The sequence below is a fragment of the Bombilactobacillus sp. ESL1092 genome (assembly GCF_058107465.1).
Window position 1 is genome coordinate 744,781 of record NZ_CM176594.1, and the last position, 18,668, is coordinate 763,448.

The window sequence follows — 18,668 nt, forward strand, 5'->3', positions numbered from 1 at the left end:
ATTAAACAAGGTTGCAACAAGATATGAATAATCTTCAATTTAAATTGCTTTAATTACCAATAATTGTGCTTGAAAATCAGCTTCTTGCTTCGTTAACTTGGGCAAAACATAACCCGCATTCATTAACTGACTGCCTGAATAAGCAGCTGGTTGTCCATTAATCTGGTACTGCTTCTTAGGATCTAAGCCCTGCAATTTCAACCGTGAATTCAAACATTGGGGCTGATTGAGTAATTGATAATGCGCTACGATGGCCACTGTTTGTTCAGCATTAACGACACCCCAACTTAACTCATTATGGTTGCCTGCCAGCGGACTTTGTAAACGATAAAAATTCCCAAATTGAAAGATCTTCCGATAACGTTTATAAAACTGAATTTGGTGTTTAATCTGAGCTAATTGATCAGGCGTTAATTGCGTTATATCTAATTCATAACCTAAATCGCCAAAGTAGGCCACCGCCCCGCGAGTATTTAAGGACGTCTTGCGTCCCAATTGTTCATTGGGGCTCGCTGAAACATGTGCTCCCATCATCGACAAAGAATAACCAAACGACGTTCCGTATTGAATCAATAAGCGCTCCACGGCATCAGTATCATCACTAGTCCAAGCTTGTGGCGCATAATACATCAGTCCTAAGTCAAAACGCCCGCCTCCGGAAGCGCAAGATTCAAACAACACCTTCGGAAACTTGGTTGTTAACCGCTCATACAATTGGTAAACACCTAAAATATAACGGTGTGCTAACTCTTGCTGCTGCTCGGGGGCAAAAGCTGCACTGTACATTTCAGTAATATAGCGATTCATATCCCATTTCACATAATCTAACTGCGTTTGGGCAATAATCTCACTCAAAGCTTGTGCTAAATAATCTATGACTTCTGGGCGCGCTAAGTCTAAAACATACTGGTGCCGTCCTGGCGTTGCCTTACGTCCCGGAACATGGAGAACCCAATCGGGGTGTTGTTGATATAATTGGCTTTCTAAAGAAATCATTTCGGGTTCAAACCATAAACCAAATTTTAATCCTTTGTGGTGAATCTCTTGCGCTAAATGGGCTACTCCCTGTGGCAACTTACGGCGATCGCTCACCCAATCACCTAAAGAAGTAGTATCATCATCCCGCTTGCCAAACCAACCATCATCTAAGACAAATAATTCAATCCCCAAATCTTTTGCTTGATCAGCCAAATGTAACAACTTAGTTTCGTCAAAATCAAAATACGTGGCTTCCCAATTATTAATTAAAATTGGGCGTTCTTGCTGTGCAAATTGGGGCGCTATGAGGTGCTTCTGGTAAAAATCACTCAGTTGCTGACTCAATTGATTTAATCCTGCCGTAGTATAGCTCAAAATCGCTTCGGGCGTTTGAAAACTGGTTTGGGGCTTTAATTGCCAACAAAACTCGTCCGGGTTAATCCCTACTAAAACTCGTGCTTGTTGATACTGATCTACTTCCACACTATCCAAGAAGTTGCCAGAATAAACAAAGTTAAAGCCCATAGCCTCACCAGTCAAATTCGTTGTTGTTGGCCGCGCTAGAATAAAGAACGGATTATGTTGATGACTTGAAGCCGTGCGTAAACTACTAATACTTTGCACACCGTCATGTAGATGATTACGACTTAAATGGCGCTCACGGGCCCAGGAACCTGCAAATTGTAAGAAGTCATAATCACTATCTGGCAAGTCTAACTGTAAACTTAAAGCCCGAGGTAATTGTACTGCTTGGGTACTTAAATTTTCAAAACGAGCACTGCGGACAATAACATCTTGAGCTGGAAAAATTGTGTAATTTAATTGCAATTCTAAATTTGCCAACTGATCATGTAAAAAAATGGTTAATGTTTGACTTTGATCTTGATTATCATCAAATGTGGACGGTAAATGTGCTAGGCGTTGTTTTCCATTAGATAATTGATATTTTTGATATTGAAATTCACTAATGCGATCCCCCGCCGGTGAAGTAACTTGGTAAGCACTTGGTCGAAAATCGCCGTGGCCAAAACTACTATACTCCTGATTGATTACGTCCCATTGAAATTCTTGACCATCAACCTCTTGCGCTGGAGTGGCATCTTGTCCAGCTACTTGTGTTAAATTAGCAAGATTAATAGGCTCACTTAAGCGAGCTCCATAATATAACTGTTGTAAATCACCAGTGGGCAAAACTTGAAATAAATAACTGGCATGGTTTGTTTGTAAATGAAAGGTTTTTTTTGCTTCATCAATAATAATCGCCATAATTTTACTCCTTATTTTTGTACTTTCAGTAACGGTTGTTGTGCTGTAATGTTTTGCTCTGGCTGCGTTAATAATTCGAATTTAGTTAATTCATTAGCGTTTAAAATAGTCAGTAATACTTCATCTGACAAATCAGCAGCTTGAATCACTTGCGGATCAAATTCTAGTAAAACATCACCAGACTGGACTTCTTGCCCTCGATCGACCAACAAATTAAAGCCTTGGCCACGTAACTGCACCGTATCAATACCGACATGAATCAGGACCATTAATCCATTATCTGCCAACAGACCAATTGCATGTTTACTTGGTAATAAAAGTTGCACTGTCCCACTAATAGGGGCAACAATTTGGTTCGTTTGCGGCATGATGCCGACTCCGCGGCCCATTTTACCGGCAGCAAAGGTTGGATCGGCTACTTGTGCTAAGGTTTGTACTTGTCCAGTCACTGGAGCTAACAAAACTAGTTCGTCATCAGCAACTGCGGCATTACTATCCGTATTGTTGCTCTCTGGTGCATTAGTTGTTGTTTGTGCAAATTCACTACCCCAACTAGCTTCTAGTTGACTAACAATTTGTGCATGTTTAGCTTCCGTAATTTTAACCTTGCGTAAATAAACTACTAATGAACAACATAATAACAATAGTGGCACTGCTAACATATAACATTTAAATTGCCAAGAATCCGCACTGGTAATACTCGAAACTTTGGCATTACCTGACATGTGAGTAGCGATAACAATGATCGAAACTAAACCATTAACAATCGCAGAAGCTAATTTATCCACCAACGGCCGAACAGATAAGACTAATGATTCATCACGATGGTGTAATTTTAACTGACCATATTCAATCGTATCAGTCATTGTCAACATAATAACCAAGAACAATAATGGTTGTGGAGCAGCCGCTAGTGCCGCCGAAAAGATCACAAATGGTGTGGAAAAGTTAGCAAAGAATAATAAGAAGATGCCCAGCATCATCACCAGTGTTCCAATTAAAAAGACCTTCCGTCTTTGAAAACGGTGCGCCAAAGCTGGAAACAGCGAAACGGAAATCATCCCCACAATAAAGTTGACCGTACCGTAAATCGCAAATTTGGAAGAATTACCTAAAATAAAGGTAAAGTAATAGAGTAATAATGAATTCACCAAATCCCAGCCCATCGCAAAGAAGAAGTGAGCCACTGCCGTCCACATTAACTGATCATTTTGGAAAAGAATTTTAAAAACATCTTTAGTACTGGTTTTCTGCTTATTTTCACGTAAAGGTGTGGATTGCTCTTTAGTACCAATGCCAATAATTAATGCACCCAGAATGGATAACAAAGCAGTGACAACTCCAAAAGCAAACCAGCCCCGCCGATCACCTTGACCGCCATTATAATGGACTGAGAAAAAGAGGGCGATCGGAACTACCGCTAAGGTAACTAAGTTACCGCCAATTGTCGAACCTAGACGCCCCCAGGTGCTGATAGTATCTCGTTCATTGGAATCTAGCGTCAACGCTGGTACCATGGACCAAATACCAATATCTTTAAACGAATAAAAAACATCCATGATAATGTAGATGACCGCAAAAGCAACAATATATAACCCCGGATTGTTGGTTGCTAGATTACCTAAACTGGTATATAACACCGCTAAGGCAATACCAGACACGATGGCTCCCGTAATTACCCATGGCTTAAATTTACCAAAGCGTGTATGCGTATTATCTACCATATTACCGATAAACGGATCAATAAATAATTCAGCAATTCGAATCACTACCATCGTGGTTGTAATTAAGCCAATCATTTGGTTATTAAAATGATTATTATTGGTAATAAACAAATGATTGGTAATAAACATAATGAAATAATTCAACATGGCTGCCGCAAAAAAGTCATGTCCAAAAGTCCCCAGCATATAGGAAACTCGTGTTTTTAATTTTGCCATTTTCTCACCTCAGTATTTATGGCCATTCAAGTAAAATGTTTGCGCTTCCTTGAATCGCTTACATTTAATTGTAAATGAAGCCTTTTCAAATTAAAATTGCCTTGATTGTGTTAAAATCGATTAAATGTAGTTTTTTATTCCGTTATAAGGAGCTTTTCATGCAAAAAATCGTCAATATTTTCAACCAAACCACTGATCCTAATGCTAATCTCTTTTTAACCCACGCCGGTTTTTCCACTAATTTAGCCGATCATCATTACGGTCCGACAATGCGCCATGAATATTTAATTCATATTATTTTGAAAGGACAAGGGATTGTCAAAACGCAACAACAAATTTGGCAATTAAGTGCTGGTGATGGATTTTTATCAACGCCACAACAAGTCATTGCTTACCAAGCGGACCACCAGAATCCGTGGCAATATTTATTTTTTGGTTTTCAAGGTAGTAAAGCCCATCTTTATTTAGACAAAATGGGCTTTTCCAACCAACGCTTAGTCTTTCAAACCAGCCAATTAAACTTTTTTGTGGATTGCGTCAAACAATGTCTACAACACCAATCTAAAAACTTGGTCGATGAACTATTCATGACAGGGATTATTTACCAATTATTAGCAGGGTTAGCTCATTATCAAACAGATGTAATTACACCGGACAAAGCCGTCATCTTACATCCCTGTACGATCAAAGCCACCGATTACTTAGCGCAACACTTTCAAGAACCAATTACGGTCAAAACCATGTGTCAGGCTATTGGTTTTGATCGCGTTTATGTTTCCAAATTATTTAAACAAGATTTACAAATGACGCCGCACGACTATTTGAACCATTTAAGAATTGAATATGCGGTAGATTTATTAAGTATGACTACCATGTCTATCAGTGATGTTGCCCACGTCGTTGGCTTTTCCAATGTGGATGTTTTTATTCGCTCTTTTAAAAAACTCTTCGCCATTACCCCCAAACAATTTCAAAAACGTGAAACCACCAGTCATTCCATCAAAAACGATTTGACTAAAAAACTGAATTTTCAATTACGGCGTTAAGACCGACTCTCACGACAAGTTACTGAATTTTTCAATACAACTAATTCATTCCAGAGTATAATGGAATTGATAAATTATTAAGATAAGGGTGAAGTTATGAAAAGCAAAATTGCGGTTTTAGGAGCTGGATCTTGGGGCAGTATCCTAGCCAGTGTACTAGTTCAAAACGGTCATGATGTTCATTTATGGACACGCAGTGCCCAACAAGTTCACGAGTTAAACACACAACATACCAACGAGCACTATATTCAAAATTATCACTATCCGCAAGAGTTAATTGCCACCACTGACTTTACAACTGCTTTAACAGGCGCACAAATAGTCTTATTTGCAGTACCGACTCCTGCCATTCGTGGTGTGGCGCAACAAATTCAACCTATTTTACAAACCTTGCCACAACCACCGATTATTGTGCATGCTAGTAAAGGATTAGAACAACAAACTCATTTACGAATTTCAGAAATCTTACAGGCCGTGTTACCGACCAATCTTTATCAAGCTATCGTTGCTTTATCCGGTCCAAGTCACGCTGAAGAAGTTGCTAAAAAAGACATCACCTTAATTACTGCAGCCAGTTCTGATTTGGCCGCAGCCCAAACAGTCCAACAGATTTTTATGAACGACTATTTTCGTGTTTATACTAATTCAGACGTAATTGGCGTGGAATTAGGCGCCGCTTTAAAAAATGTCATTGCCTTAGGAACCGGGGCCCTCGTTGGACTCGGTTATGGCGATAATGCCAAGGCGGCTTTAATGACCCGGGGCTTAGCGGAAATTTCACGCCTCGGAGTTAAGCTCGGCGCCAACCCGTTAACCTTTACCGGTTTATCGGGCGTGGGTGATTTAGTGGTCACTTGTACCAGTGTTCATTCTCGGAATTGGCGCGCTGGTAAACAATTAGGCCAAGGTCAAAAATTACAAGACGTGATTGATAATATGGGCATGGTCGTTGAAGGAGTCAAAACTTGCCAGTCTGCTTATGAATTAGCGCAACAAGAACAAATCGAAATGCCAATCACCGAAGCTATTTATCACGTTTTATACCAAGAAGCCGACGTGAAAGCAGAAGTTAAAAAACTTATGCAACGTGAAGGCAAAGCAGAAATTTAATCATATTTTGAACATAAAGCTGGAACAAATATCAGTAGTAGATGCAAACTACTAATATTTATCCCAGCTTTTTTTGATGATACAAAAAAAGTACTTCTCAAGTAAATGTCGGAACAATAAAACTAATACTCAAATTCTGTTTAGAATTACATAAGCATTACTTAATTAATTGTTCCCACTTCACTGAAGAAGTACCTCATCATTATTTTAAAAATTAGTCACGCACTATTAACACACTAACAGGTGATTTTTCCATAATTCCTTTGGCTTCATTGCCGACAGTCTTGCCTAACAAGGTTTTGGCTTCAGAACCTAACACAATTAAGTCTGGCTGAAAATCAGCCACAACTTCATCCAAAATAACTTTATCGGGATCACCTTCGGCTAAGATAGGCTTAGCTTCTTTCACACCAAAATTATCAGCTTTTTTCAGATATTCTAACAAGTCGTGTGACAAGTTCAAACGCTTATCATCCATTTTTTCTGGTGACATGCTGTCAAAAACATTCACATCTTGCGTTTCTAAAACAGCAACAATTCCTAGTTGTGCATCCAAATCTCTCGCCATGGTACAAGCAGCATTAAATGCATGATCAGATGAAGTAAAATCGTCCACATCAATGCCTACTAAAATCTTCTTAAACCGCTTTTCTGTTACTTGGTAATTCTTCAATTCTGAATCCAAATTCCTAACCTCCACTAAAATTATTTAAAGTTTTGGCCCTTATTTTCTTCAAAGTAACGTTTGAATCGTCCTCGATAGCGATAAAACATGTAACTTAACAACACTAAACGTTTAATTCCGAAGTCACCTTTATAGAAAACAGTTGTGCCATACCGATCTTGTCGCAATAATTCGAGAGCAATTTCTTTATATTGATTTTCCAAAGCATACTTTTTAAAGACAGCCGTCGGAACTCCCAGCCATAGTTGATGCTGTGCTTTATTCTTATTACCGTAAACGGTTGGCTGTTCATCCAAGGTTTGTTTGACATAATCATCAACCACAAATTGAGCCAAATTATAACCATTTAAAGTAACATAAAAGCTACTACGTCCTTGGCGTAAATTAATTTCAAACAGCTTAAATTCCTGATCACGATCATCGAATTTCATATCAAAATTAGCGAAACCGGTAAATTCAATTTCTTCCAAGAAGCGTTGCAAAACATCGTACAACTTTTGATTGTATTCCGGTAAAATTGCCACATAATTACCAATTGCCGCCGGTGTCGGATCTTCCAATAACGGATGGCCTAAGCACATTAACTTGACATGATGATGTTGGTCAACATAGGCGTTTAAGACCCGCATATGTGAATCATCTCCCGGAATAAATTCCTGCAAAATCAAGTCGGATTCATAACCATTATCATAAATCTTGGCAACAATATCCAGAAATTCCGCTTCATCTTGAATGGTAAATGCTTTTTTGCGCCCTTCAAAATGAATATCCAACCACTCAACACTATTAGCTGGTTTTAACGCTACTGGATAATCAAACGGTACCGTCAAGTCCTGTTGTTGATACATTTGTTTGGTAATTATTTTTGTTTGTGGATGTGGCAAATGGTATTGTTCACAAATCTGATAAAATGATTCTTTATTATTTAATTTGCGTAACAAGTCATAGTCGACATAAGGACAAACAAAAGTTTGTGATAATTCTTCTTTATGCTTAGAAATCAATTCCGCATAACCGTCACCCATCGCCAATAATATAACGGGTTCTGTATGTTCAGTATACTTTTTGGCAATTTGGCGCATGTTTTTAATAAATGCTGGATCCTCAGTAAAACCGTCATATAAATTGACATTAATAATTTTTGAATACTTGGTGGGTGCCAAAGCTTCTTGGGCATAGGCTTGCACTGGTTGATGCGTTAATTCATAAAATGACCGCGCAAAACCGTAAGCATTAATATCACTGCCTAAAATAACTGGTGTAAAATTCACTTCACTCTGATTATCGATAATCTCTCACATTCCTTTATTACTAAGTTTGAATTAATTAATTTTGAGTTTCTGAAACTGATCTCAGCTATTCAATGGAATAATCAATGATCAAGTACAACCACATTGTACCAAATCAGCCGTCAAATATAGCACTAAATTTCAAATTACAACCAAATTTTAAACTTTACTGTGACAAAAGCGCTTAGCAGTTGAGTATAGTCAAGAATCAGTACTGAAGTTTTGCACTTTAAACTTGAGGACTGATTCGTAGCTAGACGCAAACTGCTGCTTTTGGAGCGCTAATCAATACACTGCGACAAAGGGTGCTTAGAAGCTGAGCACTAACCTAGGCCAAAACTAAAGTGACTCTTAGCTTTAGTTATTGGGCGTAGTTAGGCGCAAGTTTTTGCCCTTTGGAGCGCTAAATCAACATACTGCGGCAAAGGACGCTTACTCATTGCTCAATAACCTACGGCCTGACAATTTAAGCATCAGTCTTAGTGGTACTATCTTTAACATTAATCGCAGGTTGCTGCTTTAAACCAAAATCCGCTTGCTGAATAATTTTTTTAGGTGGTTGATTTAACATCATATCATCATCACCCACATACATATTAGGGGCTACTTGATAAAATAGTTGTCCTTGGTTATTTTTAATCACTTTACCAATTTTCCACGTCGACTGCTTAGCAAAATCAACGCCATCGCCCATGTACAAATAACCTTGAGCATTATAAATTTTCGTTGTGGAATTTTTGATGGTTCCAATCAATCCCATATTTTGCGCCGGATGTCCATTAATTCCAAAATCGGGCTGTTGCACAATATGATCTGGCGTGCCATTCACCGCTAAATCATCATCACGGACATACAAGTTGGGCGCAACTTGATAAAACAAATGGCCTTGAGCATTCTGAAGTACTTTGCCAATTTTCCACGTTGATTGATAAGCCAGATCGACCCCATCATTGATGCCTTGTTGACCATCAGCATAATAAGTCGCACTAATCGGGTTTTTAATCGTTCCGACCAAACGCTGTTTCAAGCGACCCGATGTTGGTTCAAAATTAGCCCAAACATCACTACTCTTGACCCATTCGTTACCCGCAATTTGATAATAGAACAGATTACTCATCGTTTTAATTTTGCCGACACGCCAATCAGTATTAACCGGCACAAAGCGCTGTTTAATCAATTGCCCTTGATTATCGTATAAATTAGTATATGGCCCGCTGGTCGTAGTAACCACTTTATAATTATAATCTTTTGCGTGGACTGTCTCGCCCTTCTGTGCCATGAATACGCCCCAAACACTACTAATTAATAAGAAACTACTGATAATTTTTGATTTTGACATTGCCAAACTCCCCCTCAATTAAAAATAAGTCTCTCTAAGGCTTATTATAGTCGGGCACACCATGAACGCCAAAATTTGTTATTACTCAACTGCAATTTATTTAAAAGAAAAAAATAAGATTTCTGAATTCTAACTTTTTCATAGCAAAGTCAGAGTTTAGAAATCTCATAGTCAGACTGAATTCAATTAAATAAACCGCTGATAGGCAACACATGGTTTATGCATTACATTATCAATCGTCCCGCATTGGGTAAAACCATTTTTTTCAATCACATGGCGCATGGCCAAGTTATCGAAGTGCGTATCAATACGGACATCACTAAAATTCAACGAAGCGGCAATTGTTAATAGGTGCTGAATAAAAATTGATGATAGACCTTCGCCTTGATGTCCCTGACAAATCGCTACGCGATGAATAATGGCATAATTTTTGTGCGAATCCGGACTCCATTGACCATCATAAATTTGATCATAATTACTCTCACCCTGATCCTCCAAGGCGGCAACACCGGCAATTTGATCATCTTTAATTAAAAAGTAAGCGATACCTCGGTCAATATCATCTTGTAAAATAGCTTGATCAGGGTAACCATCTTGCCACAAGTCGACACCCCGACCGCGAAGGACACCTTTCGCTTCTTCAATAATTTCGACCACTAATTCAATTTCATCAGCGTGAACTTTCCGTAAATATGTGACTGGCATTATCTATCCCTCCCAAAATTGAAACACCAGAACATGGTACATAGGTCAATCACAAATTGCAACCTTTTAAATAAAATTTTTTTACTTTTGCCACTGCTCAATTTGATTAGCCGCCAAAGCAATTGATAGTACAGCATCTGGCGATAAATTATTCCGCAAATCACTCATTAGTGTATTGCTGGCGACTGCCCCGATAACTTCTAACGCATATTCAATTAAATGTAGATCACTTTGAGCATTATAACCGCCTGTTTGGTAAGGATTTTCGTGATTATAGTCAAAATTAATTTCATTTTTCACAAAACTGCCATCAACATGATTAACTAAAATCCGATCTTGCAGTTGGGCTAAAGTTTGTTGTTCATGTTGCAAAGTTAAGCGATGATCGGATTCATTTTGGTAATATTGTTCTTCGGTCATAGTTAAATAATTTTGCACAGGCTGGCGTAAAATGGCCAAACCATCTAACAGTTCATAGATCTTTTGCACATCTAAAGTTTCAGTCTGTGCAACAATTTGCGCGCTGTGTTCTTCTAACCAATCGGCTAATTGACTAATCGTTTGTGTTTCCATAGTTTTCCTCCCGCAAGCCACAGGCTTTTATTATTAAATTATAACTGTTTCGCCTATGAGATACCAGCAACTATACTGCAACTCCAGCGCTTAAAAGCTAAGCACAGCAAAAGTTGCTTTTACCTTTAGTTTTTGGACATAGTTAGACTCACGTTTTTACTTCTTGGAAAAAATGCTAGATTAATCTGTGCCAAAAACCAATTTAAGCTATGAAAAAAATGTAAAAAGTATGATTTTAAATGTACATATTTACAAATTAGTGTTTTAACAGCACTTAATTTATTACTATTTTTTGCGAAATTTAATTGTAATAATCGCTTTTATGAGCAATAATGCTTTTATTTTTAACCAATATTTCCTAATTACAGAAAATTTATCTTAATTTTACTTTAATTGATATTGTTAATTTTTTTTCTTTAGTATAGAATTAACTTTTAGGTTAAAAACGTTATCAATCAAATATTGATAGCATTACTCTAATAATGGAGGGATTACATTGAACGAAAAGGATTTAGCGGGACAAATCCTTCAGCTCGTTGGCGGTGATGAAAACGTCAACTCTGCTTGGCATTGTGCCACGCGTTTACGCTTTACTTTAAAGGATGAAAGTAAAGCTCAGAAAGATAAAATTGAAAGCCTTGATGGTGTGATTACTGTCGTGCAAGCCGGAGGACAATATCAAGTTGTTATTGGTAACAATGTTGGTAGCGTATACGATGCTTTAGTTGGTATCGACCCCCGCTTGGGTGAAGGTGATGATGCACCTGCTACACCAGCGGCCAGTGAAGGTAAGAAAAAGTTAACTGCTAAGGGCATGTTTGATGCTTTTGTTTCCTTTATTTCTGGTGCTTTCACACCGTTTTTAGGTGCCATGGCTGGTGCCGGTATTTTAAAGGGCTTATTGTCTTTATTTGTCGTTTTACACTGGATGACACCCAAAACTGGTGCTTATCAAATTTGGTATGCCGCGGCTGATGGAATCTTCTATTTCTTACCAGTTATTTTAGCGTTTACTGCTGCTAAGCAAATGAAAGTTAACCAATATGTGACCGTTGCCATTGGGATGGCTTTGGTTTATCCAACCATGGTTAACATGAAAGGCTTAGACTTCTTCTCCATTCCAGTTTCTAAAGCTACTTATACAAGTACGGTTATTCCTATCTTGTTAGTGGTAGTCGTTCAAAAATGGTTAGAACCCTTATTTAACAAGTTTTGGCATGAGTCAGTGCGTAACATTTTAACGCCATTATGTATGTTAATGATTTTGGTTCCATTAACCTTCTTAATTGTAGGACCAATCAGTAACGCCATCAGTGGTTTCTTAGCTGGTATTGTTTTAGCTTTGTACCAACATGTCCGGATTCTCTCTGGATTAGTCCTCGGTGCTTTCTGGGAAGTCTTTGTTATTTTTGGTGTGCATTGGGCGTTTGTTCCTGTTATGATGAACGACTTATCAAAATGGGGCTATGATCCATTGATGCCAATCTTATTACCAGCTGTTTTATCACAAGCTGGTGCTGCTTTAGGAGTCTTTTTAAAGACTAAAGATGACAAGATGAAAGGTTTAGCTGGTTCGAACACCATTACCGCAATCTTCGGTATTACGGAACCAACCGTTTATGGTATTACCTTAAAAATGAAGAAACCATTTTACTGCGCTGTCGTTGCTGGTGGAATTGGTGGGGCCATTGTCGCCTTTTCCGGTGTGCATGCCAATACCGTTGGTTTAGCCAGCATCTTGAGCTTGCCAACCTTCATCAGTAAAGGTTTTGCTTTATCTTGTGTGGGTGATGCTTTGGCATTCATCTTAGCTGCCGTCTTCACTTATCTCTGGGGTGGTGTCAACAAAGATGTTGCTCCAGCAGCAGCTACTACCGAAGCAACTACTGCTTCTACTGAAAATATTTCCACTGCTACAACTAATAACGGCACTGAAACAGAATTAATTGCCCCAGTTGCCGGTACTGTTATTCCAATTACTAGTGTTAGTGATCAAGTTTTTGCCTCTGAGGCAATGGGTAAAGGAATCGCCATTGTACCTACTGCTAAAGTTGTAACGTCACCAATCTCTGGAACCATTAGTGTTGCTTATCCAACTGGACACGCTGTCGGCATCACCGGTGATGATGGTGTTGAAGTGCTATTGCACTTAGGAATTGACACAGTTAACTTGAACGGTGAACACTTCAAATTATTGGTTGAAAAAGATCAACACGTTGAAGCGGGAACACCTTTAATTGAATTCGATTACGAAGCAATCAAAGCAGCCGGTTATGACAATACGGTAATGATGATTGTGACTAATACGGACAATTATGATTTCCAATTTACCGATGACACAGAAGCTGATGGTAACCCATTGATTACCGTTACTCCGAAAAATTAATAATAATCAAAAAATCCTTCAAAAATTTTGAAGGATTTTTTTGTACAATCATTTAATTAATTATTTATTTTTGGCAGGTACGGTTTTATTATCCAATTCTGTCCGCACTACAATCACATCTGTTGCAGCATTGCGAATCACATATGAAGAAACTGAACCGACCAATAGTCGCTCTACCGCATTCAGTCCCGTGGAACCCAAGATAATGAGATCATCATCGTAATCCTTAAAGAAATCTGCGGCAATAATTACTTTCGGATCGCCAAAGCGAATATGAATTTGAATTTTATCAGCATCCAAGCCATCAGCAACCATTTGCTCTTTTAATTGCGCTAAATAATTCTGTGAATCTTCCGTAATTTGATAGATGATATCACTAGTTAACATGCCGCCATACGCCCCAACAAACTGCCGCGTATCCAAGACGTTCAAAACATCAACCGTGGCATGATTTCTAATTGCGACTTGTGTTGCTTTTTTAAGTGCCGTTTCTGATTCCTTAGAACCATCCACAGGGACTAAAATTCTTTGATATTCTTGCATAAGGTTTGCCACCCCTTCTCGTCAAAGACAATTGCAGTTCTATCTTGGCGAAGTTTCTAGTCCTAAAATTATAAATAATTTTATTAATTTAATTATAACATAATACTATCATTTTTCAGACAATTTACTTGGAATTTCGTGAATGAAAAATTAAAATGACTCGCCTATTGAACCATATCTTTGATAAAATTAAGTAAAAGTCTACGGAGGTACATTATGGATCAAAAACAATTATTAGATATTTCATCTGGAAATAATTTTCGTGAATTAGGCGGCTATCCCACGAAAGATGGTCACCATTTAAAGTCACATAAATTAATTCGGTCTGGTAGCTTAGGCAGTTTGAATCAGCGAGATTTAGACTATCTCGACGATTATGGCGTCCGGTTTGATATTGACTTTCGGTCTGCCGATGAACAAGCTAAAGTCCCCGATCATGTTCCCGCACAGGCTAAATATTTATTTGACCCGGTTTTCAAAGTAGATTTAACCCAAGCCTCTAAATTTAATGCTGATGAAGAAGATAAAAGCGCCTTGGAAAAAGAGGCTTTATCGGATATTCCTGAAAACGGCCACGCTAACATGTTAGATACTTATCAGGATATCATCAATCTGGACAGTTCCAAAAAAGCCTATCGCATTTTCTTTGAACAATTATTAGCTAATGATCAAGCCGATGAAACTTTATTGTTCCATTGTACTGCTGGCAAAGATCGAACCGGGATTGGTGCAGCCCTACTTTTATCCGCTTTAAATGTTGATGCTGACATTATCATCAAAGACTATCTGTTTACTAATGTGGCGTCTAAAGCTTATATTGACCAACAATTGGCCGATTTGCAGGCCCAAGGCTTAAATCCCAAACAATTAATTTCCGCCAAAGCCTTACTAACTGTTAGTCCTGATTATCTGCGCATTGCGGATGCTGAAATCAAAAAAACCGCTGGCAGTTGGTTAAACTTTATTCAAACTGAACTAAATGTCAGTGATGGCGATTTACAAGATTTACGTAAAATTTATTTAGATTAACAAGCAATTAAGCAATGATTCAAGCTCCTAAAATTGGCTAACAAATGCTAAGTTTAGGAGCTTTTTTGTCGTATAGATTCATTATTACCATAGCATTCATAAAATCAGTGGAATGTTAAATAACTGATTTATTGTGAAAAAGTTAATTAGTTGTTGACGCCGCTTTCACTAGTCATTTAAAATATAGTTGTCGTTATTAAAGAAAGGAGTAGTTATTATGAAAGCAGCGCGCATTTATGGGAAACAGGATATCCGGATTGAAGATGTAGAACTCCCCGAACCCCAAGATGATCAGGTGTCAAAGTCAAGTTCATTGGAATTTGTGGCAGCGATGTGCACATGTATGCCGATGGTTTTGCTTTACCTTATGAACCGAATCCTTTATCTGGCAAAACTGTTCCGATTATTCAAGGACATGAATTTTCGGGACAAGTAGTTAAGCTTGGCAAAAATGTGCAAAATATTGCGCTCAATGACCGTGTGGCAATTGAGCCTATTTTAGCCTGTGGTCATTGTCCCAATTGTCTGAAGGGGCAATACAATTATTGCCTCAATGCCGTTGGCCCTGATGGTAGCGGTAATTTCATTGGCGTTTCAGATGATGGCGGCATGGCAGAATATGCCAACGTTAAAGCCCAATTTGTTCATCCTATCCCGGATGAAATGGGATTTGACTTAGGAGCTTTAGCGGAACCGACTTCTGTCGCCTATGAAGGCATCAAACGTAGTGGTTTAATTGCCGGCCAAACAGTTGCGGTCATGGGCGCTGGTCCCATTGGATTATGCACGGCACTACTTGCCAAAATTGCTGGAGCCACCAAAGTTTATATTTCTGATGTCTCCACACAACGTCTAGCTAAAGCTCAAGAACTGGGAATTACGAACACTTTAAATCCTACTAGCGATGATGTGGTCGCAAAAATCCATGCTGATTTACCAGCTGGCGTCGATATTGCCTTTGAATGTGCTGGAGTGCAAGCGACATTCGATACTGCTAATCAAGTAACTGCTTCTACTGGCTTAATTCAAGTGGACGCTTTATTTGGTCAGTCCATTACTTTGGATATCAATGATGCCATCATGAACGGTCACAATATCCATACCACCCTAGGCTATGAAAACTGTTTTCCCACAGTAATTAACATCATCAATAACCATCAAGAGCTTTTCCAGAAATTAATTACAAAGAAAATTCCGTTAGAACAAACTGTTGACGGAATTAAATCATTAACTACGGATAAATCACAGGTCAAAGTTTTGATTTCTCCCGAACTGTAAATAATTTATCAATCATCAAACCAAAAAATCCTTAAGCCCATTGAGCCTAAGGATTTTTATAATGCTATTTACATATTTAATTAATCTGCAAAGCCTTTGAATTGCCAATTATCAACTTCAGGCAAATCTGCACCATTTTCCCGAATATAATCATGATGCTTTTGTAACTTAGCATCCATTTGGTGACTAAAGTCTTGGGCTTGATCACCATAAACCAAGTTAGCTGCGTGTTGGGCTAAGTGGAAACGATCCAGTTCATTAACAACCCGCATATCAAATGGTGTCGTAATATCACCATTTTCCCGATAACCATGCGCATACATATTATGATTATTCCGTTCGTAGAAGATATCCCGTAATAAATCTTCAAAACCATGGAAAGCAAAGATGATCGGTGCCTTCTTGGTAAAGATGGCATCAAATTGTTCTTGACTCAAGCCGCGCGGATTCTTGCTTGGTACTTGCAACTTCAATAAGTCAACTACACTAACAAAGCGAATCTTCATTTCTGGGAAAGCAGCATGCAATAAATCAATCGCTGCTAAAGATTCCATGTTAGGTTCTGTGCCCGCCGCTGCAAAGACAATATCTGGTTGTTGACCGTGATCATTAGTGGCCCAATCAATGACTTTCACACCTTGTTCCACAATCTCCTTAGCTTCTGCCATGGAGTAGAATTGTGGCCGTGGTTGCTTAGAAGCAATGATTAAATTAATTACTTCTTGTTCATTCAAAGAATGTGCAGCAACTGCAATTAAAGTATTCGCATCGGCTGGTAAATACTCCCGAATATATTCCGGTTTCTTTTCAGCCAAATGAGTTAGAATACCCGGATCTTGGTGTGTATAACCATTATGGTCTTGTTGGAAAGAAGTCGAAGTTGAAATAACATTCAAAGCTGGGTACTTCTTCCGCCAAGGTAATTCGTTGGCCTTACGAATCCACTTGAAGTGTTGCGTCAACATTGAGTCAACTACCCGTAAGAAGGCTTCGTAACTTGAGAAAATTCCGTGACGACCAGTTAAAGTATAACCTTCCAACCAGCCTTCAGCTTGGTGTTCAGACAATTGTGCATCCAAAATTCGCCCAGCTGGAGCTTCAAATTGATCATTCGGCTTTTTAATGGGTTCCAACCATTGGCGCTCACTAGTTTCAAAAATGTGCATCAAGCGATTGGACATGGTTTCATCCGGTCCAAAAATTCTAAAAGTGGTTGGGTTAAGTTTAATAATATCACGTAAATAATTACCTAATTCCACCATATCTTGACCAATGACGGTGCCCGGTTGGTCAAATTTGAATTCATAATCATCAGGATTAGGCAACTTTAATGGTTTTGGATCTAAACCACCATTAGTAATAGGATTCATTGACATCCGTTGGTTACCTTTAGGTGTCAAAGCTTTGATTTCTGGCTTTAAAGTACCATTTTCATCGAATAATTCTTCAGGATGATAAGATTTCAACCAAGATACTAAGGCATCAGCATGTTCCATGTGGTTAGCATCAACTGGAATTGGAATTTGATGTGCTCTAAATGAGCCTTCAATTGGTTCATTATCCCAAGATTTCGGACCAGTCCAGCCCTTGGGTGCCCGGAAAATAATTACTGGCCAATGAGCCATTTTGGCATCTGCAGCTGCATTTTGACGAGCTTCTTGTTGAATGGAATGAATTTTTTCAATGGCTTGATCCATCGCAGCAGCCATTTCGGGATTCATTTTTGCTACATCGTCGCCTTCCACAAAAATTGGATCCCAGCCCATACCGGTAAAGTATTGTTTTAGTTCTTCATCAGTTTTTCGAGACAGAATAGTTGGATTTGAAATCTTAAAACCATTTAAGTTTAAGATCGGTAAAACAGCACCATCCGTCACAGGATTAATAAAGACATTAGAGAACCAAGAAGTGGCTAGTGGACCAGTTTCTGCTTCACCATCACCGATTACCGCCGCAGCAATGACGTCGGGATTGTCTAAAATAGCACCAACACCATGAGAGATTGAATAACCTAATTCGCCACCTTCATGCATGGAACCGGGAGTTTCCGGAGCAGCATGTGAAGCCACACCACCGGGGAACGAAAATTGTTTAAATAATTTTTGCATACCGGCTTCGTCAGCAGTGATTTCTGGATAAATCTCACTATAACTGCCATCTAAATAAGAATTAGAGACCATGACCTGTCCACCGTGACCAGGTCCTTCAATGTAGAACATGTTTAAATCATATTTATTGATCACACGATTCAAATGAGTATAAATAAAGTTCTGCCCTGCAATTGTCCCCCAATGTCCAATTGGATGAACCTTTACATCATCAGCTTTGAGTTCCCGCTTTAATAACGGATTATCCTTTAAATATAATTGACCAATTGAAATATAATTAGCCGCATCAAAATATTTGGTCATCAAATCAAAATATTCTGGACTACTGTAATCTGTCATTGCTCTTCCTCCTAAAAATAATTCGGTTGCAAATATTGTGACAATCAGCACTGC

14 protein-coding genes are annotated in these 18,668 nt (G+C 38.6%); 5 read left to right on the forward strand and 9 right to left on the reverse strand.

The features are described 5' to 3' along the window. Window positions 1-39 precede the first annotated feature (39 nt). Both AC3B6Y_RS03440 and AC3B6Y_RS03445 read right to left on the reverse strand, forming a co-directional pair. Window positions 40-2,244 carry an alpha-galactosidase gene (locus AC3B6Y_RS03440; protein ID WP_489791399.1) on the reverse strand — a complete coding sequence of 735 codons (2,205 nt, stop codon included), beginning with the start codon at window positions 2,242-2,244 and terminating at the stop codon, window positions 40-42. An 11-nt stretch (window positions 2,245-2,255) separates the two neighbouring features. Further along, on the reverse strand, window positions 2,256-4,184 hold the full coding sequence (locus AC3B6Y_RS03445) for a sugar MFS transporter (RefSeq protein WP_489791400.1): 1,929 nt from the start codon (window positions 4,182-4,184) through the stop codon (window positions 2,256-2,258). 158 nt (window positions 4,185-4,342) lie between these two features. On the opposite strand from AC3B6Y_RS03445, the gene AC3B6Y_RS03450 reads away from it, so the two are divergent. Continuing rightward, window positions 4,343-5,230, forward strand: coding sequence for an AraC family transcriptional regulator (locus AC3B6Y_RS03450; protein ID WP_489756751.1), 888 nt, complete (start codon window positions 4,343-4,345; stop codon window positions 5,228-5,230). Between the two features lie 96 nt (window positions 5,231-5,326). After that, window positions 5,327-6,340 (forward strand): NAD(P)H-dependent glycerol-3-phosphate dehydrogenase, encoded by a 1,014-nt coding sequence (locus AC3B6Y_RS03455; RefSeq protein WP_489791401.1) that lies wholly within the window; start codon window positions 5,327-5,329, stop codon window positions 6,338-6,340. A 214-nt stretch (window positions 6,341-6,554) separates the two neighbouring features. Here AC3B6Y_RS03455 and AC3B6Y_RS03460 read toward each other — a convergent pair whose 3' ends face one another. The 5 genes from AC3B6Y_RS03460 to AC3B6Y_RS03480 form a co-directional block, all read right to left on the reverse strand. Beyond that, complete coding sequence (locus tag AC3B6Y_RS03460) at window positions 6,555-7,025, reverse strand: universal stress protein (RefSeq protein WP_489756754.1); 471 nt, start codon at window positions 7,023-7,025, stop codon at window positions 6,555-6,557. Window positions 7,026-7,045: 20 nt separating this feature from the next. Continuing rightward, window positions 7,046-8,296, reverse strand: coding sequence for a carboxylate--amine ligase (locus AC3B6Y_RS03465; RefSeq protein ID WP_489791403.1), 1,251 nt, complete (start codon window positions 8,294-8,296; stop codon window positions 7,046-7,048). 484 nt (window positions 8,297-8,780) lie between these two features. After that, a complete protein-coding gene (locus tag AC3B6Y_RS03470; protein WP_489791404.1) occupies window positions 8,781-9,653 on the reverse strand; it encodes a hypothetical protein in 873 nt (290 codons plus the stop codon). 186 nt (window positions 9,654-9,839) lie between these two features. Beyond that, window positions 9,840-10,358, reverse strand: a complete 519-nt coding sequence (locus AC3B6Y_RS03475) for a GNAT family N-acetyltransferase (protein ID WP_489756757.1) — start codon at window positions 10,356-10,358, stop codon at window positions 9,840-9,842. Between the two features lie 81 nt (window positions 10,359-10,439). Next, a complete protein-coding gene (locus tag AC3B6Y_RS03480) occupies window positions 10,440-10,931 on the reverse strand; it encodes a hypothetical protein (protein ID WP_489791405.1) in 492 nt (163 codons plus the stop codon). Between the two features lie 496 nt (window positions 10,932-11,427). Between AC3B6Y_RS03480 and AC3B6Y_RS03485 the strand changes: the two genes are divergently transcribed. Continuing rightward, the gene (locus AC3B6Y_RS03485) at window positions 11,428-13,317 is read left to right on the forward strand and encodes a beta-glucoside-specific PTS transporter subunit IIABC (protein ID WP_489791406.1); all 1,890 of its coding nucleotides are present in this window, start codon (window positions 11,428-11,430) and stop codon (window positions 13,315-13,317) included. 60 nt (window positions 13,318-13,377) lie between these two features. Here AC3B6Y_RS03485 and AC3B6Y_RS03490 read toward each other — a convergent pair whose 3' ends face one another. Continuing rightward, window positions 13,378-13,860 carry a universal stress protein gene (locus AC3B6Y_RS03490; protein ID WP_489756760.1) on the reverse strand — a complete coding sequence of 161 codons (483 nt, stop codon included), beginning with the start codon at window positions 13,858-13,860 and terminating at the stop codon, window positions 13,378-13,380. Window positions 13,861-14,076: 216 nt separating this feature from the next. On the opposite strand from AC3B6Y_RS03490, the gene AC3B6Y_RS03495 reads away from it, so the two are divergent. Together AC3B6Y_RS03495 and AC3B6Y_RS03500 are read left to right on the forward strand one after the other, a co-directional pair. After that, window positions 14,077-14,889, forward strand: coding sequence for a tyrosine-protein phosphatase (locus AC3B6Y_RS03495; protein WP_489791408.1), 813 nt, complete (start codon window positions 14,077-14,079; stop codon window positions 14,887-14,889). A 339-nt stretch (window positions 14,890-15,228) separates the two neighbouring features. Further along, a complete protein-coding gene (locus tag AC3B6Y_RS03500) occupies window positions 15,229-16,167 on the forward strand; it encodes a zinc-binding dehydrogenase (RefSeq protein ID WP_489791501.1) in 939 nt (312 codons plus the stop codon). Window positions 16,168-16,247: 80 nt separating this feature from the next. Here AC3B6Y_RS03500 and AC3B6Y_RS03505 read toward each other — a convergent pair whose 3' ends face one another. After that, on the reverse strand, window positions 16,248-18,614 hold the full coding sequence (locus tag AC3B6Y_RS03505; RefSeq protein ID WP_489769435.1) for a phosphoketolase family protein: 2,367 nt from the start codon (window positions 18,612-18,614) through the stop codon (window positions 16,248-16,250). Window positions 18,615-18,668 lie beyond the last annotated feature (54 nt).